Source organism: Flavobacterium sp. 2755, from assembly GCF_031455715.1.
GTDB lineage: Bacteria > Bacteroidota > Bacteroidia > Flavobacteriales > Flavobacteriaceae > Flavobacterium.
The window spans coordinates 252,816-278,830 of record NZ_JAVDTG010000006.1; the positions used below are offsets into that span (position 1 = coordinate 252,816).

The 26,015-nt window shown below is 34.0% G+C and carries 22 protein-coding genes; 12 read left to right on the plus strand and 10 right to left on the minus strand.

Annotated features, from left to right (window positions below; all coding sequences use genetic code 11):
- Positions 1-149: 149 nt before the first annotated feature.
- Complete coding sequence (locus tag J2Y38_RS15960; RefSeq protein WP_309844383.1) at positions 150-2,711, minus strand: TonB-dependent receptor domain-containing protein; 2,562 nt, start codon at positions 2,709-2,711, stop codon at positions 150-152.
- A gap of 237 nt (positions 2,712-2,948) precedes the next feature.
- Positions 2,949-3,296 (minus strand): winged helix-turn-helix domain-containing protein, encoded by a 348-nt coding sequence (locus J2Y38_RS15965; RefSeq protein WP_053472466.1) that lies wholly within the window; start codon positions 3,294-3,296, stop codon positions 2,949-2,951.
- A gap of 198 nt (positions 3,297-3,494) precedes the next feature.
- Between J2Y38_RS15965 and leuS the strand changes: the two genes are divergently transcribed.
- The 5 genes from leuS to J2Y38_RS15990 all read left to right on the plus strand — a co-directional run bounded on the left by leuS (position 3,495) and on the right by J2Y38_RS15990 (position 9,611).
- The gene (gene leuS / locus J2Y38_RS15970) at positions 3,495-6,359 is read left to right on the plus strand and encodes a leucine--tRNA ligase (protein WP_309844385.1); all 2,865 of its coding nucleotides are present in this window, start codon (positions 3,495-3,497) and stop codon (positions 6,357-6,359) included.
- A 512-nt stretch (positions 6,360-6,871) separates the two neighbouring features.
- Positions 6,872-7,552, plus strand: coding sequence for an alpha/beta hydrolase (locus J2Y38_RS15975; RefSeq protein WP_309844387.1), 681 nt, complete (start codon positions 6,872-6,874; stop codon positions 7,550-7,552).
- A gap of 169 nt (positions 7,553-7,721) precedes the next feature.
- Positions 7,722-8,195: an RNA polymerase sigma factor gene (locus J2Y38_RS15980; protein WP_309844390.1), complete on the plus strand. Its 474-nt coding sequence runs from the start codon at positions 7,722-7,724 to the stop codon at positions 8,193-8,195.
- Positions 8,182-8,775, plus strand: coding sequence for a hypothetical protein (locus J2Y38_RS15985; protein ID WP_309844392.1), 594 nt, complete (start codon positions 8,182-8,184; stop codon positions 8,773-8,775). The genes J2Y38_RS15980 and J2Y38_RS15985 overlap by 14 nt, the downstream gene beginning before the upstream one ends.
- Positions 8,776-8,924: 149 nt before the next feature.
- Positions 8,925-9,611: a zinc metallopeptidase gene (locus tag J2Y38_RS15990; protein WP_309844396.1), complete on the plus strand. Its 687-nt coding sequence runs from the start codon at positions 8,925-8,927 to the stop codon at positions 9,609-9,611.
- Between the two features lie 542 nt (positions 9,612-10,153).
- On the opposite strand, the gene J2Y38_RS15995 is transcribed toward J2Y38_RS15990, so the two are convergent.
- The 3 genes from J2Y38_RS15995 to J2Y38_RS16005 all read right to left on the minus strand — a co-directional run bounded on the left by J2Y38_RS15995 (position 10,154) and on the right by J2Y38_RS16005 (position 12,312).
- Positions 10,154-10,624 (minus strand): Lrp/AsnC family transcriptional regulator, encoded by a 471-nt coding sequence (locus tag J2Y38_RS15995; RefSeq protein WP_035681816.1) that lies wholly within the window; start codon positions 10,622-10,624, stop codon positions 10,154-10,156.
- Between the two features lie 255 nt (positions 10,625-10,879).
- Complete coding sequence (locus J2Y38_RS16000; protein WP_053472472.1) at positions 10,880-11,629, minus strand: uroporphyrinogen-III synthase; 750 nt, start codon at positions 11,627-11,629, stop codon at positions 10,880-10,882.
- Between the two features lie 14 nt (positions 11,630-11,643).
- Positions 11,644-12,312 (minus strand): DUF4271 domain-containing protein, encoded by a 669-nt coding sequence (locus tag J2Y38_RS16005; protein ID WP_309844410.1) that lies wholly within the window; start codon positions 12,310-12,312, stop codon positions 11,644-11,646.
- A gap of 107 nt (positions 12,313-12,419) precedes the next feature.
- On the opposite strand from J2Y38_RS16005, the gene J2Y38_RS16010 reads away from it, so the two are divergent.
- The 3 genes from J2Y38_RS16010 to J2Y38_RS16020 are packed head-to-tail and all read left to right on the plus strand — an operon-like array spanning position 12,420 to position 14,993.
- Entirely contained in the window at positions 12,420-13,145 is a 726-nt protein-coding gene (locus tag J2Y38_RS16010; RefSeq protein WP_073485429.1) for a polyprenol monophosphomannose synthase, read from the plus strand.
- 9 nt (positions 13,146-13,154) lie between these two features.
- Positions 13,155-14,495 (plus strand): dihydroorotase, encoded by a 1,341-nt coding sequence (locus tag J2Y38_RS16015; RefSeq protein ID WP_309844412.1) that lies wholly within the window; start codon positions 13,155-13,157, stop codon positions 14,493-14,495.
- A 9-nt stretch (positions 14,496-14,504) separates the two neighbouring features.
- Positions 14,505-14,993 (plus strand): DUF4296 domain-containing protein, encoded by a 489-nt coding sequence (locus J2Y38_RS16020; RefSeq protein ID WP_309844413.1) that lies wholly within the window; start codon positions 14,505-14,507, stop codon positions 14,991-14,993.
- Between the two features lie 3 nt (positions 14,994-14,996).
- Here J2Y38_RS16020 and J2Y38_RS16025 read toward each other — a convergent pair whose 3' ends face one another.
- On the minus strand, positions 14,997-15,998 hold the full coding sequence (locus tag J2Y38_RS16025; RefSeq protein ID WP_309844416.1) for an NAD-dependent epimerase/dehydratase family protein: 1,002 nt from the start codon (positions 15,996-15,998) through the stop codon (positions 14,997-14,999).
- Between the two features lie 153 nt (positions 15,999-16,151).
- Between J2Y38_RS16025 and tyrS the strand changes: the two genes are divergently transcribed.
- A complete protein-coding gene (tyrS, locus tag J2Y38_RS16030; RefSeq protein WP_309844418.1) occupies positions 16,152-17,447 on the plus strand; it encodes a tyrosine--tRNA ligase in 1,296 nt (431 codons plus the stop codon).
- 133 nt (positions 17,448-17,580) lie between these two features.
- Positions 17,581-17,925 (plus strand): hypothetical protein, encoded by a 345-nt coding sequence (locus tag J2Y38_RS16035; protein ID WP_309844420.1) that lies wholly within the window; start codon positions 17,581-17,583, stop codon positions 17,923-17,925.
- Between the two features lie 65 nt (positions 17,926-17,990).
- Here the strand turns inward: J2Y38_RS16035 and J2Y38_RS16040 are convergent, their stop codons facing one another.
- The 4 genes from J2Y38_RS16040 to J2Y38_RS16055 form a co-directional block, all read right to left on the minus strand.
- Positions 17,991-19,025, minus strand: coding sequence for an acyl transferase (locus J2Y38_RS16040; RefSeq protein ID WP_409025146.1), 1,035 nt, complete (start codon positions 19,023-19,025; stop codon positions 17,991-17,993).
- 85 nt (positions 19,026-19,110) lie between these two features.
- On the minus strand, positions 19,111-19,449 hold the full coding sequence (locus tag J2Y38_RS16045; RefSeq protein WP_056208428.1) for a T9SS type A sorting domain-containing protein: 339 nt from the start codon (positions 19,447-19,449) through the stop codon (positions 19,111-19,113).
- Between the two features lie 107 nt (positions 19,450-19,556).
- Positions 19,557-20,750 (minus strand): hypothetical protein, encoded by a 1,194-nt coding sequence (locus tag J2Y38_RS16050; protein ID WP_309844425.1) that lies wholly within the window; start codon positions 20,748-20,750, stop codon positions 19,557-19,559.
- Between the two features lie 195 nt (positions 20,751-20,945).
- Positions 20,946-23,759 (minus strand): TonB-dependent receptor domain-containing protein, encoded by a 2,814-nt coding sequence (locus tag J2Y38_RS16055; protein ID WP_309844426.1) that lies wholly within the window; start codon positions 23,757-23,759, stop codon positions 20,946-20,948.
- A 233-nt stretch (positions 23,760-23,992) separates the two neighbouring features.
- Here J2Y38_RS16055 and J2Y38_RS16060 point away from each other — a divergent pair, with 233 nt between their 5' ends.
- Positions 23,993-24,676, plus strand: a complete 684-nt coding sequence (locus J2Y38_RS16060) for a response regulator transcription factor (protein ID WP_012022635.1) — start codon at positions 23,993-23,995, stop codon at positions 24,674-24,676.
- 228 nt (positions 24,677-24,904) lie between these two features.
- Positions 24,905-25,990 (plus strand): ATP-binding protein, encoded by a 1,086-nt coding sequence (locus tag J2Y38_RS16065; protein ID WP_309844428.1) that lies wholly within the window; start codon positions 24,905-24,907, stop codon positions 25,988-25,990.
- Positions 25,991-26,015: the final 25 nt, after the last annotated feature.

Genomic DNA, 26,015 nt, shown 5'->3' on the forward strand with positions numbered 1-26,015 from the left:
AGGTTCACAAAGTTAAAAGATAATAGCCACAGATTAAAAGGATTCACACAGATTAAAAAAATCCTTTTAATCCTTTTAATCTGTGGCAAAAAAAGCAAAGTTCGTTAAGCTTTATGAACACAAAGCTTAGCGAACTTTGCGGTTAAATATTAAATTTTACTGGTTTCCCAAACTAAAGATAAATAATACAATCCGCCAATTGACGGCCCGCCAAGAATGGAAGTGTAAGGTTTATTTAAAATATTCGTTCCGCCTAATTTTGTAGTAAGGCCTGTTTTTTTGAAATTATAATTTACTTGTGCATCCATCGACCAATAAGCCGGAACAGTTCCGCTGACTAAAAAAGAAACATAATCAAAATTGTTTTGATAACGCGCCGTTGCACTTGCACTAAGATTTTTCCAGATATTTTGAGCCAATAAAGTTCCGTTTACATTAAATTCCGGTGTGTTGAAACCATCTTCTAAACCATCTTTATCATCCGTTCGGTCGAGTTTGGTGTAAGTAAGAATGGTCAAAGCTGTAAAAGTTTGATCAATTCGATATTTTAAACCTAAACTTCCGCCATAATTATAAATCTTACTTTTAGAATTTGTCCATAAACGATAGCGATTTTGCGTGTTTTTAGAATATAATGCGGTTGGAATTTGATTTGGATCTGTAGTATTTGGAATACTGGCTTCAACCTGAGCGATGAAGTTTTTATACGAGTTATAATAGAAATCAGCATCGATATAAAGATTTCGGTTTAATGCAATTCCTCTAAAACCAAACTCAAACGACTTTACAAATTCTGGCTGTAAATACGTATAAGGATTTTTTTGAATCGTATTTTTATTCTTTTCAATCGCCTGCGCCTGAGTTAAACCGTTTGTATTCACATCGCTGTTTACCTGCGCCTGAAATTTATCGATAGAAGCTTTGGTATATGAATTTTCAAAAATCCCATCAGACATAATTCGTAAACCGCCAACACGTTTTACACCGCCGGAATTCACATTCGAAAAACCTTCGAAAATACTTGGGAATCGATATCCGTTTTGGTACGAAGCTCTAAAATTAAGCGCTTCTTTTGGAGAATAAACGGCAGTAAACTGCGGCGTAAATTTAGCATCAAAATAATCCGCTTTGTCAATTCGTATTGTCGCGCCTAATCGCAATTTAGAGCGAAATAAATCTTTTGTTAATTGTGTAAATCCGCCTGTTTTTTGATACGTCAAATTTTCATCAACATGAACAGGATTTATAAAATAATTTCCATCGGGAACGATAATGTAATTTCTGTAATCAAAACCGCTTAAAAGTTTGGCATCGATTTTTTCGAAGAAATCAACAAAAGCTTTATCCCAATTCAATAAACCTTCGCCATGAACTAAAGTCGATTTTACGCGCAAAGCCGCACCAATATCCCAATTATTGATATCAATTAATTCGTTTTTCTTGTTTTCGTAAGCCTCAGTTCCAGGTTCAAATCGACCTTGATCAGACTGCGTTCTGGCAATTCTGTGTGCATCTGCAACAGAAGCGCCATTTGTAACCGCATTTTTATAAGCCGTACTGTAATCTGCAAACCATTTATCATCAGATTTATAAGCACGATCCATGTTTTCGGCAAGCGAACGCAAATTGTATGAGTTTCCCGTATTTTCAGTTGTTGCATACGCTTTTACCTGAAAAATAGGCGTATGATAATCTACCGCAAACTGATTTAAAGTATAATCGTCAAGTCTGAAACGGTTCGAACGCTGATAAATTGTATTGATCAAAGCGGTTTTATACGTAACAGAAAGTTCATTTCCTTGTTTTGGACGAAAGTAAAAACCAACATCGGCTTTATAATTTTTAATATCATAATCAGTAATGTCTGTTTCGCGATAACCTGTTCTCGCAACAACATAATTTTTGCCGTTTAGGTTTAATGTTTTTCGGTTTGCCGATTCGTTTCCGTAGCCATTTACTTCATCATAAGCCGGATTATCGGCGCCAAATAAATTGGTTGAAGCATTTGCATTTGGAGCCAGATCGGTTCTGTCATCCGCAACCCAATCTGTTCCTCCAGTTGAAGAAGCATTAATCTTAAAAGCGAATTTTTCATTGAAAGCTTTTGCTAATCTCAAATTAAACTGCGAATAAACTTTTGGTGAAAACCGGTCAATGTTTCCAACATGATTTACACCAGTTAATTGCTGCACAGCGATTCCCTGATACTCAAAAGGATTTTTAGTCTGGATATTGGCCAATCCATTAATAGCATTCATTCCGTACAAAGCCGCGGCAGTTCCCGGAATAATTTCAATTTTATCAATATCAAGTTCATTGGCACCCAGCGCATTTGCAATTGGTGCGCCCAAATGCGGAGCCTGATTATCAATTCCGTCAACTAATTGCGCAAATCTAACATTGGTCGAATTCGCAAAACCTCTCGTATTAATCACTTTAAAACCCAAACTTGGCGTAATAATCTGAACGCCTTTTACATTTTCCAGCGCTTCATAAATACTTGCCGATCCCATATTTTTGGCTTCCGCCGATTTTAACTGCTCGATACTTATAGGAGAACGCATTAAATTTTCAGGACGTCGGGATGCTGTTATTACAACTTCGTTTAATTCTTCTTTTTTTATGCTGTCTTGTTTTGCTTTAGAATTTTCAGTTTGAGAAAAACTTTTCAAGCTTATAATTAGAAAAAACAGATATAGTTTTTGGTTCATGTTTTTGGTTTGCTATTTCAGTATGTTTTAAAATGAATACTGATGGTTAAAAAAATGGTTTTGGTTTGAACGTTTATTTTTTTTAAACACATAGAAACATAGTTTTTTTATTCTAATAAAGATGATAAATAAGAAACTAGTTTCTAAAACATAGATTTTGCTATGTGTATTTGAAATAAGTGAAACGCCTTTTATAGGTAACTAAAGCTATGTTTCTATGTGTTTAAATATTTAGGTTTAAAATTTTAGATTTTGAGTTTCTTTTTCAGCGAAATCTTTAATACGTTTTTCGAGTTCATAAAAAGTAGTTATCGCTCTTTCTCCGGCTTCTGTCAATCGTGCGCCGCCGCCGCCTTTTCCGCCCAGTAATTTTTCAACAAGCGGACTTTCGGCACGCTGATTCATTTCTTCAACTAATTGCCAGGCTTGTCGATACGCCATTTTCATTTCTTTTGCAGCATTTGTAATCGAGCCTGTTTTTCGAATATTTTCTAAAAGCCAGACTTTGCCAATACCAAGAAAGGCGCCTTCTGCTCCTTCAATCCAAACCCGAACTTCGATATTGTATTTCTTATTTTCTGCCATAGATTTCAGTGTAAATAAGTATTTGTAATTGCAATAATACGTATTTTTACTTAATTGTAAATACGTAAAACGTAAATTTATTTGTTTGTCAATGAAATAGCTTTGGTACAAACGACAATAAATGTAAATTTGCGCCTAATAATTAATTTAGTGAAAAGCCTTAGAACCTTAGTAACTTAGAATCTTAGTCACTTAGAAATGAAGTACAATCCAAACGAAATTGACGCCAAATGGCAAAAATATTGGGCAGAAAATCAAACTTTTGCAGCAAAAAATAACTCTGAAAAACCTAAACATTATGTTCTCGATATGTTTCCTTATCCATCTGGAGCAGGATTACACGTTGGGCATCCGCTGGGTTATATAGCTTCAGATGTATATTCTCGTTTCAAAAGACATCAAGGTTTCAATGTTTTGCACCCAATGGGTTACGACAGTTTCGGATTGCCGGCAGAACAATATGCAATTCAAACAGGACAGCGTCCGGAAGATACAACGCGCGTAAATATTGACGGTGGAGTAGATAAAGAAGGAAAGCAGATTGCCGGATACAGAAAACAATTAGATAAAATAGGATTCTCTTTTGACTGGAGCCGTGAAGTACGAACTTCAAATCCTGATTATTATAAACATACACAATGGATTTTTATTCAGTTGTTCAATTCTTGGTATTGCAGAAAACAAGGACAGGCGTTTGAAATTTCAGAACTTGTAAAAGTTTTTGAAGAAAGCGGAAATGAACTTGTTGAAGCAGTTTGCGACGATAATGTTGCGATTTTTACTGCTGATGAATGGAACTCATATTCTGAAGATCAAAAAGAAAAAATCCTTTTGCAATACAGAATGACGTATTTGGCAGAAACTGAAGTGAACTGGTGTCCTGGTTTAGGAACTGTTTTGGCAAATGACGAAATTGTAAACGGAGTTTCTGAGCGTGGAGGCTTTCCTGTTATAAGAAAAAAAATGACACAATGGAGTATGCGAATTTCTGCTTATGCCGAACGTTTACTTCAAGGTTTAAATGATATTGATTGGAGCGAATCTATTAAAGAATCTCAAAGAAACTGGATCGGGAAATCAGTTGGTGCTTTGGTGACTTTTAATTTAAAAAATCACGATGAGGTAATCGAAGTTTTCACTACTCGTCCTGATACTATTTTTGGAGTTACTTTTATGACTTTGGCACCAGAACATGATTTGGTGGCTAAAATTACAACTCCAGAACAAAAAGCTGCAGTTGAAGCGTATATCGAAAAAACAGCAAAACGTTCTGAGCGTGAGCGCATGGCCGATGTAAAAACCATTTCGGGAGTATTTACAGGAGCTTATGCAGAACATCCATTTACAAAAGAAGCCATTCCGGTTTGGATTGGTGATTATGTTTTGGCTGGTTACGGAACTGGTGCTGTAATGGCGGTTCCTTGCGGAGACGAAAGAGATTATGCTTTTGCTAATTTCTTTAAAGGTCAAAACGGAATGCAGGAAATCAAAAATATCTTTGCTAATGTTGATATTTCTGAAGCAGCTTACGGATCAAAAGATAATGTTGAAATCGCGAATTCTGATTTCTTAAATGGATTAAACTACAAAGACGCGACCGCAAAAGCGATTTATAAGTTAGAAGAAATCGGACAAGGAAAAGGTAAAACCAATTACCGTTTGCGTGATGCTGTTTTCTCTCGTCAGCGTTATTGGGGTGAGCCATTTCCAGTTTATTATGTAAACGGATTGCCAAAAATGATTGATGCGCAGCATTTGCCAATTATTTTACCAGAAGTTGAGAAATATTTACCAACAGAAGACGGATTGCCTCCATTAGGAAATGCAGCTGTTTGGGCTTGGGACAGTGTTAAGTGTTCAGTAGTTAGTACGCAGTTGATTGACAATGTCACTATTTTTCCATTGGAATTAAATACTATGCCAGGCTGGGCAGGAAGTTCTTGGTACTGGATGCGTTATATGGACGCGCACAATGAAAATGAATTTGCAAGCAAAGAAGCTTTGGCTTATTGGGAAAGTGTTGATTTATACATTGGAGGAAGCGAACACGCAACAGGTCACTTATTATATTCTCGTTTCTGGAACAAATTCTTAAAAGACAAAGGTTTTGCTCCAACCGAAGAACCATTCAAAAAACTGATTAATCAGGGAATGATTTTGGGAACTAGCGCTTTTGTTTATAGAATTGAAGGAACGAACAGCTTTGTTTCTAAAAATAAAATTGGAGATCATAAAGTGCAACCAATTCACGCTGATGTTTCAATGGTTAATTCTTCTGATGAATTAGATGTTGAAAAATTCAAAGCATGGAGAGAAGATTACGCTGATGCTGAATTCATTTTAGATGAAAACGGAAAATACATTGTTGGTCGCGAAGTTGAAAAAATGTCAAAATCAAAATACAATGTAGTAACTCCAGATGATATTTGTGACGAATATGGAGCTGATACATTACGTTTATACGAAATGTTCTTAGGGCCTTTAGAACAGGCAAAACCTTGGAATACTGCAGGAATTTCTGGAGTTTTTGGTTTCTTGAAAAAATTATGGAGATTGTATTTTGATGATAACGGCTTAATCGTAAACAACGACGAACCAACAAAAGACAACTTAAAATCATTACATAAAACAATTAAAAAAGTAGCTGATGATATTGAGAATTTCTCTTTTAATACTTCGGTTTCTCAATTTATGATTTGTGTAAATGAATTGTCTTCTCAAAACTGTCATTCAAGAGCAATTTTAGAGCCATTAGCCATTTTGGTTTCGCCTTATGCACCGCATATCGCAGAAGAATTATGGTCGCAGTTAGGACATACAACTTCAATTTCAGAAGTGGTGTTCCCAATTTTTGATGCAAAACATTTAGTTGAAACTAATAAAGAATATCCGGTTTCTTTCAACGGAAAAATGCGTTTCACCATCGAATTGCCTTTGGATTTAACTCCACACGAAATCGAAGAAATCGTAATGAAAGATGAAAGAACGTTAAAACAATTAGACGGAAAAACTCCAAATAAAGTGATAATCGTTCCTGGAAGAGTTATTAATCTTGTAGGTTAATTTTAAAATTCCAATATAAAAATTCCAAATTCCAATTTTACGATTGGGGTTTGGGATTTTTTTTACATCTTGTTTTGTCAGTCTGAGCGAAGTCGAAGACCACGCACGTAACTCTATAAAGATTGTCAATTTCTTTGCGGAGCTTCTTGCGTAGTCTTCGACTTCGCTCAGACTGACAATGCGTAAAGTTTGTCATCCTGAGGAACGAAGGATCACACACGTAACTCGACAAAGATTGGCGATTCAGTTTGCGGAATATCTTGTGTGATCCTTCGTTCCTCAGGATGACAAGATTGTGGAAAAACTTTGCGACCTTCTCCGATAATTATCGGAATTACAAACAAAAAAACTTCCAAACTTTGCGAAAAACCTTAGTGCACTTTGCGTTACAAATCCCACAAAGACTGGTATCTAGAATTTAATAATTAAAATTTTTAAAAAATCTGTAACATTTTAATAGTTCTCGTATCAAAAGCATGGATCCGATTATTTAACAACTTAAAACTATTAAAATGAAAAAGTATATCATCTTAATTATCGCATTCTTATTCTCAGCATTATGTCTAAATGTTTTTGCACAAACAAAATCATATCCTTTTGAAGTTCTTAAAACCGGAAAAGGAAAACAATCGATTATATTCATTCCTGGATTTGCTTCTTCTGGCGAAGTTTGGAACGAAACCAAAACCGCATTCGAAAAAGATTTTACTTGTTATACGCTAACAATGGCTGGATTTGCCGGAGCAGAACCGCAGCCAAATCCTTCATTTGAAAACTGGAAAACAGGAATTGCTAATTACATTAAAGAAAATAAAATAGAAAAACCAATTGTAATAGGTCACAGCATGGGCGGCGGATTGGCGCTTGCCATTGTTGCCGATTATCCGGAATTAATTGGTAAAGTTGTCGTTGTTGATGCCTTGCCTTGTTTGGCTGCTTTAACCGATCCTTCTTTTAAATCAAAAGAAAATAATGATTGTTCATCAACAGTAAATCAAATGATGGCAATGACCGAAACACAGTTTTATGATATGCAGAAACAAGCCATGCCGAGACTTTTGCAGGATACTTCAAAACTGGAAATGGTAATAAACTGGAGTGTGAAATCAGATAGAAAAACCTTTGCTCAAATGTATTGCGATTTCTTTAATACCGATTTGAGAGAAAGAATTGCAGCGATAAAGTGTCCGTAGCTAATTTTATTAGAATCTTATTTTATAAATTTAAAACCGGCAATCGAAGGACAATATAAAAACTTAAAAACGGCTAATTTTCAATATGCTGATAAAGGTTTGCATTTTATAATGTATGATGACAAAGATTGGTATTTGGCACAATTAAACAATTTTTTAAAATCTTAAAATGGAATTCGAAGAAATCTATAAAACATATTGGGATAGGATTTTCAGGCTTTGCATGGGATTTGTAAACGATTATGACGCCGCGCAGGATTTAGCTCAGGAAACATTTATAATTGTCTGGCAGAAACTTGAAACCTTTAGAAACGAATCGGCGATTGGAACCTGGATTTTTAGAATTGCGTCGAATAATTGCCTTCGACAGATTGAAAAGCAGAAACGTTTTCCAAAATCAGATCTGCCGATTCATCTTTCAGAAGAAAAACAGACTTCATTAGAACCTCAAATTCAGTTTTTATACAAATGCATTGCTGAACTGCCCGAAACGGAACGTATCATTATCTCATTAGAATTAGAAGATGTAAGGCAGGCGGAAATCGCTAAAATTATTGGGCTTTCTGAAGCCAATGTGCGAGTGAAAATTCACAGAATAAAAGAAAAACTGACTCAAAAATTTAAAGAAAATGGACAACGATAACAATATAGATTTTAAAGATTTATGGAAAAAACAATCCGTAAGTCAGCCCGATATGCAGGATTTGCTAGTACGAGTAAATAAATTTAAAAGAGCAGGTTTAAGAAGTTTGTGGATTACCAATATGCTGCTTTTTGCAACAACTGCGTTTATTGTTTTTGTCTGGATCTATTATCAGCCACAATTTATTTCGACTAAAATTGGAATCATTTTAACGATTCTGGCAATGATGATTTATTTATTTGTTTACAATAAATTATTAAGTGCTTATAAAAACATCGAAACAACGCAAACCAATCAGGAATACTTGCAAAATTTAATTTTGATTAAAAAGAAACAACAGTTTTTACAAACCACAATGATGCGTTTTTATTTTGCAACGCTTACGTTTGGAATCTGTTTATATATGTATGAATACGCCAGCAGAATGAGTTTTTTAGGAGCAAGTCTGGCTTATGGACTAACATTATTATGGATGGCGGTTAATTGGTTTTTTATTCTTCCAAAACAAATCAAAAAACAGCAGTTCAAAATAAACAGCCTGATCGAGAAATTTGAAGAAATAAATAAGCAATTGTTATAGAGATAGATTGTAGAGACGCACAGCAGTGCGTCTTTTTTATTTAGATATGGTTTTTTGTCTGAAAAAATGCCAAAATGACATTTTGTTAAAATGGTTCATAATTTGCAGTTTGTTTTGTAAATTTAAATTCAATCAAAAAAGATAAAGATATGGGAGGTGGATATTTAATACTTGCCGGAGCTATAATGTTGTTTAGCTGGATGGTAAGTTCAAAACTTAAAAGTAAATTCGAGTTGTATTCTAAACTGCAATTACGAAACGGAATGAGCGGCGCAGAAATAGCTGAAAAAATGCTTGCTGATAACGGAATTACTGATGTTCGTGTTATTTCGACTCCGGGTCAGCTAACAGATCATTATAATCCGTCAGATAAAACAGTAAACTTAAGTGAAGCTGTTTATAATCATAGAAATGCAGCGGCAGCGGCAGTTGCAGCTCACGAATGTGGACATGCAGTTCAGCATGCTATTGGTTACGAATGGTTAACGATGCGTTCTAAATTAGTGCCAGTTGTAAATGTAGCTTCAAGCTATATGCAGTGGATTTTATTGGCCGGAATTTTAATGATCAGGACTTTTCCGCAGTTGTTATTAGTTGGAATTGTGATTTTTGCAGTAACAACATTATTTTCTATCATTACATTACCGGTAGAATATGATGCGAGCAACAGGGCTTTAGCATGGCTTGAAAACAAACACATGCTGACACAAGAAGAACAGGCTGGTGCAAAAGACGCCTTAAAATGGGCTGCAAGAACATATGTGGTTGCCGCTCTTGGATCGATTGCAACGTTGTTGTACTATATTTCAATTTATTCTGGAAGCAGAAGGAATTAAATTGATAATAAGGAAATTATTCAATTAGATAATTTATAGCAAACCCGACAGGTTTTAAAAACTTGTCGGGTTTTGTTTTTTTATCTATTTATTTTTTTAAATGATCTAGTCCATTCCGTGTAAGAGTATAAAAAATAAGGCCCACATAATTGTTAATACATAAATACAGTTTAGATATTTGGTTTCTTTAGATTCGTATAGTTTGAAGAATAAAACTATAACGCAAATTATACTTATTGGGACCGAGAGAAAAAATAAAATAGTACCAGAGCTAAGTCTTGAACGATTTCCAGAATCTAATAAAGTAAAAATGAAAGCCACTATGAAATAAACAACAAAATATAAAGCAGTTTTAATTTCAAGTCTAATTTTTGGTATCATTTTTTTGATATGAGTATGTTGGATTTTATTTTTTGGGCTAATCGTCTGTCAGGCTGAGCGAAGTCGAAGCTCTCACATGCAATTAAGTCTTCGACTTCGCTCAGGGTGACAATTGTTCTTTAAGAAACTATCTAATTATCAAATTGAGACATTCTCTAATTTTACAATTGAATCTGTCTGTCAATCTGCTGATCTAAGGAAATAAAGGTTTCTGTTCTTGAAACTCCTTCGATTGCCTGAATCTTAGTATTTAAAAGCTGCATTAAATGTTCGTTATCACGACAGATAATTTTAATTAAAACCGACCAGTTTCCAGTTGTATAATGACATTCCAAAACTTCAGGAATTTTTTTTAAATCTTTTACGGCTTCAGAATTTCGGGAAGCTTTATCAAGATAAACTCCCACAAACGCCATAGTGTTATATCCCAAAACTTTTGGGTTTACAGTAAACTTCGATCCTGAAATAACACCGGACTGTTCCAGCTTTTTTAACCGCTGATGAATTGCGGCTCCCGAAATGCCAATTTTATTGGCGATTTGTAAAATAGGTTTTCGGGCATCGTCCATAAGATATCGAAGGATTTCTTTATCGATACCATCAATTTCGATTAAAAGGGAGTTGATTTTCATAACTTATAATTTGAAACTATTTATTGTGATTTGGGTTTAGAATAGAAATCAAATGTAGTTAAAAGGCTTTAAATAATGAAATTTCAATTTTTAAATTCCAAATGCCAAACTTGAAACCTCAAATTTCAAATATAGCCCGTGGTTTCAACCACGGGAAACGGAAGAAGATAAAAAATTGATTAAAAACAAAAATTCCAAATCCCAACATAAAAATTGGAATTTGGAATTTTAAAAATTTTAATATTTGTAAAAGGATTATTTTCCTTTGTTTGCTTCTGCAATATATTTCTCTAAAGCCATTGTCATAGAAGGCGTTTCAGGAGTTGGAGCAAGAATATCAATTCTTAAACCATGATCTAAAGCTTCTTTTTGAGTTGTGCTTCCAAAAACAGCAATTCTGGTGTTGTTTTGTTGAAAGTCCGGGAAATTTTTAAATAAAGATTTAATTCCTGTTGGACTAAAAAACGCTAAAACATCATAATAAACATCAGCAAGATCAGACAAGTCACTCATTACAGTTCTGTAAAAAATTGCTTGTGCCCAGTCCACTTTCAGGCCGTTTAATGTTATAGGTGCATCTGCATTTAACTGGTCAGATGCAGGAAGTAAAAACTTCTCGTCTTTGTACTTTTTGATAAGCGGAGATAAATCTGCAAAATCTTTTGCTCCAACGTAAATTTTACGTTTTCTGTAAACAACATACTTTTGAAGATAAAACGCTACTGCTTCAGATTGACAAAAATACTTCAATCCTTCAGGAACTTTGTAACGCATTTCATCAGCCACTCTAAAAAAATGATCTACAGCATTTCGACTTGTTAAAATGATCGCAGTGTAATGATTAAGATCGATTTTTTGTAATCGAATCTCTTTTGCGCTAACCCCTTCCACATGAATAAATGGTCTGAAATCAATTTTTATTTTGTGTTTTTGTTGGAGCTCAAAGTAAGGAGAATTCTCCACTTTAGGTTCAGGCTGTGACACCAAAATTGTTTTCACTTTCATATTATAAACATTTTCTAAGCACTCCCTTTTGTTATCCAATAATAAAGAAAATAATAAGGCGCTATTTCAAGAGCGCAAAGATATAAAATAAAATAAAATAACTTACCGATTATTACGTTTTGATATGTTTTAATTGAAATAAAATAAGAGTATAGGCTGATACACAGTGAAATGCCTATCGTTGCTAGTGGTACAATCGTTGGAATATTGTCATAATAAAACAAAATAGCGTTGATTGGAAGGATTAAAACGCCAATATAAGTTCTGTAAGTAACTTTTTGCAAATTAAAAAGCTCCACAAAGTCGTCAATGTTGAATGCCGCAGCTACAATTTTCTCTACTAAATATTTTGCCAGAATAAAATAAAGCAGAAAAGTTGCAATCTGAATAAATAAAACATAATCAGTTTTTGATGCTTTATCATACATATTTAATGTAAGAAGGATAAAAAAGGCAAACGAAATAACCTGCACAAAAAATAACCCAACCGTAAAGCTGCTTTTCATGTGGCTGTTATCCCGATAAATTTTTGCATACTTATCTGAAAAAATAAGCTTACTAAATTCTGAAAAACGAGTTTCATAAGCAGATTTTGTCATGGCAACAACAGCAAAGGTCAGGACAAATAAAGCCGTTGCCCAGTCTTTGTTTTCAATAATTCGTGGATGAAGGTGTTCAATCATAGCGTGACAAAATTAGTAATTTTTTGTATCAATAGTTTTATTATGTATTTATTATGAACCAAATGCTATAAAAAGTTTACTTTTGCGGTGAAATTACCGAGAAAAAAATGAGTGATAGTATTGTCATAATCCCTACTTATAACGAAATTGAAAACATAGAAAGTATAGTGAGAGCTGTACTTTCGCAGCATAAATCTTTTCACTTGCTGATAATCGACGATAATTCGCCGGACCATACCGCCGATAAAGTTGTTGCATTACAGGAAGAATATCCGGGAAGATTATTTCTTGAAAAAAGAGCTAAAAAAGCCGGTTTAGGTACCGCTTATGTTCATGGTTTTAAATGGTCATTAGAACATAAATATGATTTTATTTTTGAAATGGATGCCGATTTTTCGCATAACCCAAATGATCTTGAAAAATTATACGATGCCTGCCACTTCGGAGGTGCAGATTTAGCCATTGGATCCCGTTATGTTACAGGTGTAAATGTGGTAAACTGGCCTTTAAGCCGAGTTTTAATGTCTTATTTTGCATCAGTTTACGTAAAGTTTATTACCGGAATGAAAATTCACGATGCAACAGCCGGTTTTGTTTGTTATAAAAGAGAAGTTTTAGAGAAAATTAATCTGAACAAAATAAAGTTTGTTGGATATGCGTTTCAAATCGAAATGAAGTACAGAACTTATTGTGCTAAATTTGAAATAAAAGAAGTACCTATTATTTTTACAGACAGAACAAAAGGAGTTTCAAAAATGAGTAACGCTATTATTAAGGAAGCAATTCTGGGTGTGATTTCTCTTCGATTAAAAAAATTAGTCAATACATTATAAAGATAGGACATGAACAGGATTTTAATAAAAAATGCCAAAATTGTAAACGAAGGATCTATTTTTGACGGAGATGTTTTGATCGAAAATGATTTAATTGTTGAGGTTGCAGACAGCATCAGTTTAAAAACATCAGATTGTATTGTAATTGATGCAGAAGGAAGTTATTTGATGCCGGGTGCAATTGATGATCAGGTTCATTTTAGAGAGCCGGGATTAACGCATAAAGGTGATATCGAATCAGAATCGAGAGCTGCAATTGCAGGAGGAATTACTTCTTTTATCGAACAGCCAAACACGGTTCCCAATGCGGTTACTCAGGAAATATTAGAAGATAAATACCAAATTGCTGCCGAGAAATCATTTGCGAATTATTCGTTTATGATGGGGGCAACCAATGATAATCTGGAAGAAGTTTTAAAAACAAATCCAAAAAATGTTGCCGGAATCAAGATTTTCTTAGGTTCTTCAACAGGAAATATGCTGGTTGACAAGGAAGAGACTTTAGAAAAAATCTTTTCAAGTACACCAATGTTAATTGCGGTGCATTGCGAAGATGAAACTACAATCCAGAACAATTTAGCAGAATTCAAAGAAAAATACGGTGAAGATATTCCGGTAACGGTGCACAATTTAATTAGAAGTGCTGAGGCTTGTTATCTTTCGTCTTCAAAAGCGGTAGCTTTGGCGAAAAAAACAGGAGCACGTTTGCATATTTTTCACCTTTCGACAGCAAAAGAAATGGAATTGTTTACAAACAAAATTCCATTAGAAGATAAAAAAATCACCGCTGAGGTTTGTGTACATCACCTTTGGTTTACCGATGAAGATTACAAAACAAAAGGAAATTTCATCAAATGGAATCCTGCTGTAAAAACAGAACACGACAGAGCTGAACTTTGGAAAGCTTTAAATGACGGCCGAATTGATGTTATTGCAACAGATCACGCGCCGCATACTAAAGAAGAAAAATTACAATCGTACTTAAAAGCTCCTTCTGGAGGCCCGCTTGTACAGCACGCCGTTGTGGCAATGTTCGAAGCACATCATCAGGGAAAAATCAGTGTGGAGAAAATCGTGGAGAAAATGTGCCACAATCCGGCTAAGATTTTTAAAATCGAAAAAAGAGGTTTTGTTAAAGAAGGTTATTTTGCCGATTTAGTAATTGTAAACCCAAGTTTGCCTTGGAGTGTAAAACCAGAAAATATCCTTGCAAAATGTGGATGGTCGCCTTTTGAAAATTATACTTTTAAATCTAGAATTACGCATACTTTTGTAAACGGGGAATTAGTTTACAATAATTTTAAAGTAAAAGATATCCGCGCCGGAAAACGATTATTGTTTGATAGATAAAAAGCTGAAATGAAGAATTGTTTAGTAATACTATTGGTTTTGTTTCTTTCTGTAAGTTGTAAAAAGGACGTTGTAAAACAGCCTGCAAAACTTATTGAGAAAGATAAAATGATTGATATTATGTATGATTTGTCTCTTCTGGAAGCAATGAAATACCAACATCAGGAATTGTTAGATTCTACAGAAACGAGCCCAACAAAATTCATTTTAAAAAAATATAAAGTTGACAGTCTTCAGTTTGCTCAAAATAATATGTATTATGCTGCAGATTATGAGAACTACAAGGAGATGTTTGATGAAGTAGGCAAGCGATTGAAGGTAGCCGAGAGAGCAGCAGATTCTCTTGTTACTATTGAAAATAAAAAAGCAGCGAAAGAAGCAAAAAAGAAACTTAAAGAAGTTCCAAAAACTTCAAAGGATTCAATCAAAAAAACTTCAAAGCAACAAATAAATCTCGATTCGATAAGACGACAGATGAAAAAACCACCTAGAAGATAAAGTTTATAACTTCGAAATATCTTTTATGTATTGATGTACATCTAAAAAAACCGTTCCCAGAGCGGTTTTTATTTTTTCATTAGAATACAGATTTTTAGAATAAGATGCTTTTGCGGTAGCTTTTGTAATAGTTCTTTTTTGAAAAAATAAAGTCGAAAATATTCCGTCAGCAATCCAAAGGAAATTCATTAAAAAGGGTTTTGCATGAAGATGTGGTTTTTTAACTTTTAAAGCATCGGCAATGGTGTCCAGAATATCCTTAAAAATAACATTGTCCGTAATTAAAGTAAAACGTTCGTTTTTGATGTCACTTTTCATTAATTGATACATTGTCTTTACAACATCATCAATCGAAATAAAACCAGTACTCCCGAGTGTATAAAAAGGAAGTCCGTTTGCAACTTTTACATACAATTCTGCACTTCCCTGCTGTTTACTTTTTGTTTTGGGAATTGGGCCTAAAATAACGCCCGGATTTACGATAATTACATCTAAACCTTCCTGATGCGCACGCCAGACTTCCATTTCGGCACCATATTTAGAAATGGCGTAGTCGCTGTGCGGTTTTTCCGGATTCCAGTCGGTTTCCTCGGTAATGTAAGTTTCATGAGGAGCTAAATCGCCAAGAGCGGCAATAGAACTCACAAAACAGAATTTCTTTATTCCTCTGGCAAGAGAAAAATTAACCATATTGGCTGTTCCTTCAATATTGGTTTTTCGGAGTATTTCTTCATCTGTTGGATCAAAAGAAATAAATGCGGCACAATGATAAACGTAATCAATAGCATTAAAAGCAATTTCCAGAGAAGGAACGTCTAAAATATCGGCTTCAAGCCATTCTATTTTTTCAAATAAATCAGCTTTTTGATACAATTCAAAAACCGATTTTGTTTTTTGAATATTGCTTTCGGTTCGGTAAATAGCCCGAACATTTTCTCCATTTTCAATTAAATGAAGCAATAAATGTGAACCCACTAAACCTGTTCCGCCAGTTACTAATACCATTTTGTAAAGATAAGTTTTTTGGTTTTTGCCACAAAGGCACAAAGGCGCAAAGTTTTTTTGTTTTTTAATAATATTTGCGCCTTTGTGCCTTAGTGGCATAAGTTTTTGATATTGCCATTACCATTGATTATATTTGCGCAAAATATTTTAAAAATGAAGAATCTAGTTGAAGAATTAAAGTGGCGCGGTTTATACCATGATAGCATGCCAGGAACGGAAGAACAATTGCTAAAAGAGGTAACGGCGGCATATATTGGTTTTGATCCAACGGCAGATTCGCTGCACATAGGCAGTATGGTTCAGATTATTTTATTGGTTCATTTAAAGAATTTTGGTCATCAGCCAATTGCTCTTGTGGGCGGCGCGACCGGAATGATTGGTGATCCTTCTGGAAAATCTGACGAAAGAAATTTGTTGAACGAAGAAACTTTGGCTAAAAATGTTGCCGGAATCAAAAGTGTTCTGTCTCGTTTCTTAGACTTTAATTCAAAAGAAGCAAACGCTCCAATTATGGTTAATAACTATGACTGGATGAAAGAATTCTCGTTTATTGATTTTGCCCGTGAAGTTGGAAAACGTATTACGGTAAATTATATGATGGCGAAGGATTCTGTTAAAAAGAGAATTAACGGAGAAGGTGAAGGAATGTCTTTCACAGAGTTTACTTATCAATTAATTCAGGGATACGATTTTTATCATTTATATAAAAACAATAACTGCCTTTTGCAAATGGGAGGTTCTGACCAATGGGGAAATATTACCACGGGTACAGAATTAGTACGCAGAATGGGTGGAGAAAGCGCAAAAGCTTTTGCATTAACAACGCCATTAATTACAAAAGCTGACGGATCTAAATTCGGTAAATCTGAAGGTGGAAATGTTTGGTTAGATGCTGATAAAACTTCTGTTTACAAATTTTACCAATTTTGGGTAAATGCTACAGATGTTGATGCAGAGAAATATATCAAAATCTTTACTTTCTTAGATAAAGAAACTATTGATGGTTTAATTGCAGAGCATCAAGCGGCACCGCATTTAAGAATTTTGCAGAAGAAACTGGCGGAAGAAATTACGATTTTTGTTCATAGCAAAGAAGAATTAGAAAAAGCAATTCAGGCTTCGAATATTTTATTTGGAAATTCTACTGCCGAAGATTTAAAACAATTAGATGAAGCGACTTTTTTAGAAGTTTTTGATGGAGTTCCGCAAGCTGAAATTGCAAAAGCAGATTTAGAAAACGGATTGGATATTATCTCAGTTTTAAACGAAAAAACGGGTTTCTTTAAATCAAACGGAGAGGCGAGAAGAGCTTTAACGGCTAATTCAATTTCTGTAAACAGAGAGAAAATTAAAGAAGATTTTGTTTTGAGTACAAATGATTTGATTAATAATCAATTTGTATTAGTTCAAAGCGGAAGAAGAAATTATTATGTAATTAGAGTAGTTTAATGATTTAACCGGTTTCTTAGGTTAAAATATAATTATATAGATCCCAATAGTTCGAAAGAGTTATTGGGATTTTTTATTTCAGATTAATATCAAATAATATTTTTAGTATGTTTATCATCTAAAAACAAAATTTATGATTGGATTTATATTTATTTACTGGATTTGGAAAGCGTTTAGCAATTTGGCAATTGAATATGATAAGAACAAGTGGAAGTATTTCTTTATTGGATTAGGATCATATTACGGAATTACTTTTCTGTCTGCTATTGTGTATGTAATTGCAATTGGAGTTATAAATGGGCTTGATGCGATGGATGATGAAAGCAGCTATGGTTCTGGTTTAGATTTCTTTTTTGCGCTTTTAGGAGGCTTAGGCTGTTATGGTGTTTATAAATATTTAGAAAGCAAAGGCGAAAAAGAAAAGGAATTATCTAAAAAAGAAGGAATAGAAAGTATCGGTTTGGTAGAAGAAAATTAGTTTTTTGTTTAACTGTTTAATCCTTGATTCGATTAACCGATTAAACAAATCAGCGACTAACCAATTTATAAAACCATTAAGTTGCAACCACGAATATCAGAATTATCAAAACGTCCCAAAACTTCGAAAGAGTTGTTGGGATTTTTTTTGCCTAAATCCTGTGTGGCAATAAAAGAACATGAATTGATGTTGGCTAAGTCAATTACGTTTATTCCACCCGTTTTTCCGTCGTTTACATAAGTGAGGGCATCTTCGGGATCGCGTACTAAAATATGCATCCATGACGGACATTCAAAAACGCCTTCACCAAGAGAATAAGCTTGAGCTAATAGTTCTGTCATTCCGTATTCTGAGTGAATAGAAGAAACACCAAAACCTTTGCAAAGTATTTCGTGAAGTTCTTCACGAATCATTTCCTTGCGTTTTCCTTTCATTCCTCCGGTTTCCATAATAATGGTATTTTGAAGGTTGAACTGATGTTTTTCGATCAAATCTAATAAGGCATATGTAACGCCAATTAAAATTACATTTTGACCTGCTTCGTCTAATTCAGTTAACTTTTTAATTAAGTCGTCGTGATTGTGTAAATAAAAGCCACTCTCAGGTTGATTGGATAGATTTATCAAGTCTTCGACCATATAAATAAGCGAAGATCCCTCACGCTCTAAATATGACGGCAAAAGGGCTAAAACAACATAATCTTCGATATTGCCGTAAAATTGAGAAAATCCCTTGCGGTAACTTTCCTCATATAGGGAAACATCGGTCACTAAATGTCGGCTGGTGATCATTCCGGTTGTACCGCTGCTTGTAAAAGTAACCTGAGCAGGATTTTCGTTAGAAACCACATCGTGGCTTTTGAAAAACTGAATGGGTAAAAAAGGAATTTGCTGTAATGATTTTACCTGCTGCACATCGGTCTTTAAAAAATCACAGAAATCACGATATACTGTATTGTTAGCATATTGAAAGCGAAAGACTTTTAATGCTGTTTTTTCAAATTGTTTATGGCTTGAAATCGTAAATATATCGCTGGCTGTAATCAAAACTTCTTTTTTGTGCAAAGATATTGTTTTTCGGTTTTCAGTCGCAGTTTTCAGTCGCAGTTTTCAGTTTTACGAAACGCTGAAAACTGCGACTGGGACTGAAAACGAAAAAAGCTCCCAAAAAGGAGCTTTTTTATATTTATCGAATAATAAGTTTTCGGGTTGAAGAGGCGTTTTGTTCGCTTATTTTTATGATATAAACGCCTGGAACTAAATCTGCAACGCTAAGTTCTCTGGAAGCTAAATGCGTCTGCAGTACTTTTTTACCTAGTATATCAAAAACGATTATTTCTTTCTCCAGATCATTTTTAGAAGAAATATATACTCTTCCGCTGGTAACTGGGTTAGGGTACAAGCTTAGTCCCTCAATGCCCGCAGCGTCTTGAGTTTTTGGTAATTGCTTACTGTCTTGTGCCGAGACACTTACAGTAAAGAAAAAAGCCAATAAGAATGTAATATAAAAGTAGTTTTTTGCCATCGCATTTATTTATGTAAGTAAATATACAAAAAAAAATACAAAAACTACGCCAAAAAAAAACATCCTAATAATTTAGGATGTTTTTAACATTTTATTTTTTCTAACTATTATTTAGTCAAATCAACTCCGTCAACTGTTGCCCAAGCACCAGCAGTTAAAGAAGCACCAGTAGCAGTATTGCTAGGTACGAAAGCTCCTGTTGGGAAAGCAACAACTATAGCGTCAGTAGCTCCAATTGGGTTGATGTTTGTTGTGTTAGTAATTTTAACATTCAAAAGTTTGATTTTTCCTGTTTTTACTTGGTGATCGTTTGTTACACCATCTAAAATGCTAACAGCGCTACCTTTGTAAGTAGTTTTTCCATCAGTAGTTGTATAGTTACCGTAACCATCAATGATAATGTTGCTGTATTCTCCGTTACCTTCTCTTTTAAATTGGAAAGCATCAACTTGATTGTCATTAGCTTCTGGAACGTTACCAGCTGCTCTTTTTAAAGTAATGTTAGAAATTTTTGGTCCGAAAGCATTGTCATTTAAAGAAGCTTCGATTTCCATTCCGTAGTTACCTTTACCAGTTTGGTAAGCATACCAGTTAGTATTAGTAGAACCTTGCCATCCATCTTGCCAGTCAAATGAATCATCATAGTTTCCGTAAGAAATAGCATTTGTCATGCTTACAGTTCCACCGAAGAATTCGAATCCGTCATCAGCACCTTTGTAAGATACTAAGTGATCTAAAGTTGTTCCTGAACCTACTGAATAGAAAGTAAAACCGTTGTTTTCTTTTTCTCCATCAGCTAATTTAGATCCAGCATATTCTACTCTTGTGTATACTAATGAACCACTATTGTCAGCTGCGTTAGTTCCACCGTAAGAAATTTTGTTACCATCTTCAGATGTACCAGTAGTTCCTCCACCAGCTACTTTTGCAGGAGCGTCACCGTAAACGATGATACCTCCCCAAGAACCTGGAAGTTTAGATTTTTCTGTAAATACTACTGGTTTATCAGCAGTACCTTGAGTGATTAATTTTCCGCCTTTTAAAACAACTAATGCGTTGTCTCCTGTAGCTTTATCGATAGTAATTGTTGAACCTGCTTCAAAAGTTACAGTTACACCTGAATTAATTTTTACAATACCTTTTAAAGTGTAGTTACCGTAAGCATAGGTTTTGTTTGCAGTGAATGTACCTGTGATTTCGCCAGTTGCAGGTGGAGTAACAGGAGTTGGATCATCACTACTTGAGCAAGAATTTAAAAATAATCCTGTAGCAAGAGCTAAAGCAAAAAGTTTAGTTTTCATAGTTGTGTTATTATGTGTTTTTATTTGTGTCAAAATTAGAACGATAATCTTTTTCAGGTGTTATCTGAACATTACATTACAGTTACCAAAATTGAATTAAAACGTGAAGAGAATGTTAAGCCAGTTTTAGGTTTATGCATAAAAAAAAAGCTCCAGATATCTGGAGCTTCGTTTTTATATTTATTTTAATGTGGACTAAAAAGTATATCCTAGTTTTACAGAGAAACCAACTCCTTTTTTGTAGCTGTTAGCTAGTAAAGATGGTTCAGCAACTTTTATAGTTCCTTCGTTTCCGAATTCTAATTTTCTTTCCGGATTCAATAAGTTGTCTGCTGTAAATTTCACATCAAAATGTTCTGAAATTTTACTTGACCAAACAAGATCTAATTGTGAAACTGGTAATTCATAAGTATGGTCCTGACCATTTGTTCCTACTGCATAAATTCTTTTTCCAAATACACCATAAACAAGAGACATTGTGTTTGTCCAGTCTTTCCCTAAGTTGAATTCATATTTCAAATCTGAGTTTACTAACCAGTTTGATGCACCTTGTAAATCTCTCGAACCTTTATGTGTTTCAATTGATGTGTTAGTAGTCGGGATTCCATCTTCATCTACAGACTCGTATGTAGGGCTTACATTTACTTTAGTAGCCATTAAAGTTGCATTTAAACCAAATGAGAATGCTGAAAGATCTTCACTAATTCTGTTTAATCCAAAAAGGAATTCAGCTTCAGCTCCATATAAAGTTGCATTGTCAGAATTTAAGAATGTTGTAACAGTTCCTGTAGTAGCGTTAGAAACAAAAGTTCTTTCAATTGGATTATCCAGGTATTTTGCAAATGCACCTATAGTAAACATTTCTTTTGCAGTTGGGAACAATTCATATTTTAAATCAACATTGTAGTTGTCGCTGTTTTTTAATATTGGATTTCCTTGTACTGAAGTTCCGTCAGCATTTTGGTATGTAATTGGAAACGATTCCATAATTACCGGTTTTGTATATGTCTTACTTGCAGCAAAACGTAAGTTTGATTTTTCATTCATTAAATATTTAATATTCAATGAAGGTAAAATATACATGTTGTCATATTTACGGATGCTAAATGGAGCATCAAAATTTCCTAATCCTCTATATTTAGTTTCTTTAGTTGTGCTTTCAACTCTCACACCAGCATTAACTTCATACTTATCTCCAAATTTCAAAAGTAAATTTGTATAACCTGCATTTGACGTTTCGGCAAGTTTTACTTTCCAGGTTGAGTTAGAATTTTCTTCAAAAGAAGTCCCGTTATCAGCTTGAAGGTCACTTACGATATGATCATTAATACTGTTTATATTTGATGTGAATGCATTACCTCGGCTTGAAACAAATCGGTACGAAGATTCCATTTGTGAAGCATTACCATTGTAACCCACTGTTAATTTGTTTTGCTTTCCGTCTTTTCCAAACTTAAGGTTGTATTCAGCCATTGCTGATACAAATGAATTTCCGTCTATAGTTAAGTATTGGCGTAAAAAGTTATTAGCGCCATACGTAGTGTTTATCTCATCATCTGTTTTTTGTCCTGTAAAAAACTTTCTGTCAGGTTGCTCAAATTTAGTATCTGCGTAAGAAACACCTGCTTTCAAAGTTTGATTTTTATCTTCAGTCAAATTATATTCACCTAATAATTGGAAGTTTAAATAATCACTTTTGTCTAATTGATTCGTACGAATAAATGTGTTTTGAATAGCAGTACCGCCAGCTTGACCAAATTGATCTTTGATTTCGTTCAAGGTAGTTTTAATGTAAAGCGTATTGAATGCTAGTTTAAATCTGTTTGCGTTGTAATTTAGTCCTAACAATGCTGATGTAGTAGTTTTAAAACGGTAATCAGTTATAACAAAATTGTTAGTATATTTTGACCCAGTTGTTTGTAAATCTAAAGTTCTGTCAACACCTTCTCTAACTGCGTAGCTATTATCGTAGTTAATAGATAATAAGTATGCGAAAGAACGCTCATTGCTTAAATCAAATTTTTCTGAGTGCAATAAATTAAAACTTGAGTTTAAAGGGCTTTTACTTTTGCTCACATTAAAACCTTTATCACCGCTCACAGAATTTAAAGCCTGTTCTTTTGTAAAAGATGCTTTTGAAGCGGTTGGGCCTAAAAAGCTTGGTATTTCCCTGTCTTTTCCGTTAAATCCAAAAAATCCTGCAGCAGTATCTGCATCGCTTGAAAGTAAGAAATCTTTCAGGCTGTTTCCGGTTACATATCCAACGCCAACATTGATTTTAGTAACACTTTTTGTTGCTTTTGAAGTTTGAATATTAAATGTTCCTCCTGCAAAATCACCATAAACATTTGGGTTAAAAGTTTTGTAAACATCAATTACACCTACAATGTTTGTTGGAAACAAGTCAAGCGGAACGATTTTAGAAAACGGACTGTTTGATGGAGCGGCAAGATCATTAATCAATAAGTTGTTGTATCTGTCTTCAAGACCACGTACAAATAAACCTCTTGATCCTACTTTACTAATTCCGGTAATTTTAGTTAAACCCTCTTCAACATCACTTACACCTTTTCTAGACATTTCCTGTGCACCAATACTTTGTTTGATGACAACAGCATTTTTTTGGTCTAGTAAAAGAGCAGTTTCTTTTTCTTTGTTTGCTGTAGACTTTACAACAACATCTTTAAGAGTAAAACTTCCAGAAGAAAGTACTTGATTTATAACTACAGTTTCGCCTGCTTTTACAGTAACTGGAGCTTCTTTTGTTTCATATCCTACAAAACTAAAAACGATAGTATAGTTTCCAGGATTTACATTCAACGAATATTTTCCGTCGATGTCAGTGTTTGCGCTAATATTTGTACCTTTAATTAAAACATTAGCAAAAGGTAACGATGCATTGTTCGCTTCTTTGTCAGTCAGAACTCCAGAAATCGTACCTTTGTTTTGCGCGATCGAAATCGTACAGATAAATAATGCAATAAATAGAAATCTTAAATTGAATTTCATTAGTGTGTTGTGTTTAATTTATTTTTGTGCAAAGAAAGAACCGCCCTGTAAAGTTCATGTTACGGACTTGTTATGTTTTTGTGTTGTTAAGATTATGAAATTGTTACCAGATTAAATTACGGTTAACACCAATTTTTAACCGTTCATTTGTTAGTATATTTACCCTGTGAAATAAAAAACATCGGATAAATAAATAAGAATATTTGATGTAAAAATCTCAATTTTTGCTATTTATGAAAAAAACACAAACTAAGATTTTATTAGTTGACGACGAACCGGACATTTTAGAAATCGTTGGCTATAACCTCGCTCAGGAAGGCTACCAGATTGTTACAGCTTCTAACGGAAAAGACGCTATAGCAAAGGCTCAGAAAGAATTGCCGGAATTAATTATCATGGACGTGATGATGGCAGAAATGGACGGGATGGAAGCTTGTGAGCACATCAGAAAAATTCCTGAGTTAAATAATGTTATCATAACATTTCTTACCGCAAGAAGCGAAGATTATTCGCAAGTAGCTGGTTTTGACGCAGGTGCTGACGACTATATTACAAAGCCAATCAAACCAAAATTATTAGTGTCTAAAGTAAAGGCTTTGTTAAGAAGGTTAAAAGAACAAGAAGTCGTTACAGATACTATAAATGTTGGAGGAATCGAGATTAACCGCGAAGAATATAAAATCATAAAAGGCAATGTCGAAATTGCTTTACCAAGAAAAGAATTCGAATTATTTTATTTATTAGCTTCAAAACCAGGAAAAGTTTTCAAAAGAGATGAAATCCTTGATAAAGTTTGGGGAAATGAAGTAGTAGTAGGAGGAAGAACAATTGATGTTCACATCAGAAAACTGCGTGAAAAAATAGGAGAAGACCTTTTTAAAACCATAAAAGGTGTTGGTTATAAATTTGAAGTTTAAAAATTCTATATAAATTTGAACCATATAAGTTATATAAGTTCAATTAAATTATAGTGCAAATACTTTTGTGTTAAAATTTATCTTTGTCAAAGTTCTGAACTTTGGCAAAGATTTACTTTTTTACATTGTTTTGTAACCCAAAGAAATAAGCTTATTTTTAAATGAACTTATATAACTTATATGGTGAAAAGAATAAGCTCTTAATGGTTTTATATTTTAAATATATCAATGAAAATTAATTTTAAAAAAACATACAAATTTGCCATAAAATCGGCATTGTACATCAGTCTTTTCTCGACAGGATTTGTACTGATTTTGATGTCGTTATTATATAAAAATCAGTTAAAACATCAAATTGCATTTGGAATTATTTTCATAATATCCATTTATATATTCTCCTTTTTGGTTTTACAATATCGTGTAGAACGTTTTATTTATCGAAGAGTAAAGAAAATATACGATGAGGTTTCGTTATTAGAATCCACAACACTAATCAACCAGCCCATTACAACCGATATGGAAACACTTTCGCGAGAAGTGAAAAAGTTTGCAACCGATAAAAAGCTCGAAATCGAAATGCTCGAAATTCGTGAACAATACCGCAGGGAATTTCTGGGTAACGTTTCACATGAATTAAAAACACCATTATTTACCGTTCAGGGCTATGTTTCGACTTTGCTTGACGGTGCAATGGACGATAAGAATATTCGAAAAAAATATTTAAAACGTGCCGAAAAAGGAGTAGAGCGTCTTATATATATAGTTGAAGATTTAGATATGATTACCAAATTAGAATCTGGTGATTTAGATTTAAATATGACTGATTTTGACATTGTTGAGCTGATTCAGAATGTTTTTGATTTATTAGAAATGAAAGCCGATAAAAAGAAAATCAAACTGGCTTTTGAAAGCAAAAATGTTCAGTCGGTAATTATTCGCGGTGATCAGGACAGAATTCAGCAAGTTTTAGAAAACCTGATTGTGAACTCCATTAAATACGGAAAAGAAGGCGGTTTAACCGAAGTTGGCGTTGTAAACCTAACCAAGAAAAAAGTCTTAATTCGTATAAGTGATAACGGAGAAGGAGTTGAAAAACAAAACATTCCGAGGCTTTTTGAACGTTTTTACCGAGTTGACAAAAGCGGAACACGTTCTGAAGGAGGTTCTGGTTTAGGTTTAGCAATAGTAAAGCATATTATTGAAGCACATAAAGAGAAAGTTTATGTAGAAAGTGAGTTCGGAATTGGTTCAGAATTCTCTTTTACGCTCGAAAAAGCATTCAAAATACAAAAAGCCGACGTTAAAAAATCGTAAGTTCATTTTTGCTGGAAGCCCTAAA

What these genes read in the sequence shown, in the direction of transcription:
- J2Y38_RS15960 (WP_309844383.1), bottom strand. Translation starts at nt 2,711, where the DNA reads ATGAACCAAAAACTATATCTGTTTTTTCTAATTATAAGCTTGAAAAGT.
- J2Y38_RS15965 (WP_053472466.1), bottom strand. Translation starts at nt 3,296, where the DNA reads ATGGCAGAAAATAAGAAATACAATATCGAAGTTCGGGTTTGGATTGAA.
- leuS (WP_309844385.1), top strand. Translation starts at nt 3,495, where the DNA reads ATGAAGTACAATCCAAACGAAATTGACGCCAAATGGCAAAAATATTGG.
- J2Y38_RS15975 (WP_309844387.1), top strand. Translation starts at nt 6,872, where the DNA reads ATGAAAAAGTATATCATCTTAATTATCGCATTCTTATTCTCAGCATTA.
- J2Y38_RS15980 (WP_309844390.1), top strand. Translation starts at nt 7,722, where the DNA reads ATGGAATTCGAAGAAATCTATAAAACATATTGGGATAGGATTTTCAGG.
- J2Y38_RS15985 (WP_309844392.1), top strand. Translation starts at nt 8,182, where the DNA reads ATGGACAACGATAACAATATAGATTTTAAAGATTTATGGAAAAAACAA.
- J2Y38_RS15990 (WP_309844396.1), top strand. Translation starts at nt 8,925, where the DNA reads ATGGGAGGTGGATATTTAATACTTGCCGGAGCTATAATGTTGTTTAGC.
- J2Y38_RS15995 (WP_035681816.1), bottom strand. Translation starts at nt 10,624, where the DNA reads ATGAAAATCAACTCCCTTTTAATCGAAATTGATGGTATCGATAAAGAA.
- J2Y38_RS16000 (WP_053472472.1), bottom strand. Translation starts at nt 11,629, where the DNA reads ATGAAAGTGAAAACAATTTTGGTGTCACAGCCTGAACCTAAAGTGGAG.
- J2Y38_RS16005 (WP_309844410.1), bottom strand. Translation starts at nt 12,312, where the DNA reads ATGATTGAACACCTTCATCCACGAATTATTGAAAACAAAGACTGGGCA.
- J2Y38_RS16010 (WP_073485429.1), top strand. Translation starts at nt 12,420, where the DNA reads ATGAGTGATAGTATTGTCATAATCCCTACTTATAACGAAATTGAAAAC.
- J2Y38_RS16015 (WP_309844412.1), top strand. Translation starts at nt 13,155, where the DNA reads ATGAACAGGATTTTAATAAAAAATGCCAAAATTGTAAACGAAGGATCT.
- J2Y38_RS16020 (WP_309844413.1), top strand. Translation starts at nt 14,505, where the DNA reads ATGAAGAATTGTTTAGTAATACTATTGGTTTTGTTTCTTTCTGTAAGT.
- J2Y38_RS16025 (WP_309844416.1), bottom strand. Translation starts at nt 15,998, where the DNA reads ATGGTATTAGTAACTGGCGGAACAGGTTTAGTGGGTTCACATTTATTG.
- tyrS (WP_309844418.1), top strand. Translation starts at nt 16,152, where the DNA reads ATGAAGAATCTAGTTGAAGAATTAAAGTGGCGCGGTTTATACCATGAT.
- J2Y38_RS16035 (WP_309844420.1), top strand. Translation starts at nt 17,581, where the DNA reads ATGATTGGATTTATATTTATTTACTGGATTTGGAAAGCGTTTAGCAAT.
- J2Y38_RS16045 (WP_056208428.1), bottom strand. Translation starts at nt 19,449, where the DNA reads ATGGCAAAAAACTACTTTTATATTACATTCTTATTGGCTTTTTTCTTT.
- J2Y38_RS16050 (WP_309844425.1), bottom strand. Translation starts at nt 20,750, where the DNA reads ATGAAAACTAAACTTTTTGCTTTAGCTCTTGCTACAGGATTATTTTTA.
- J2Y38_RS16055 (WP_309844426.1), bottom strand. Translation starts at nt 23,759, where the DNA reads ATGAAATTCAATTTAAGATTTCTATTTATTGCATTATTTATCTGTACG.
- J2Y38_RS16060 (WP_012022635.1), top strand. Translation starts at nt 23,993, where the DNA reads ATGAAAAAAACACAAACTAAGATTTTATTAGTTGACGACGAACCGGAC.
- J2Y38_RS16065 (WP_309844428.1), top strand. Translation starts at nt 24,905, where the DNA reads ATGAAAATTAATTTTAAAAAAACATACAAATTTGCCATAAAATCGGCA.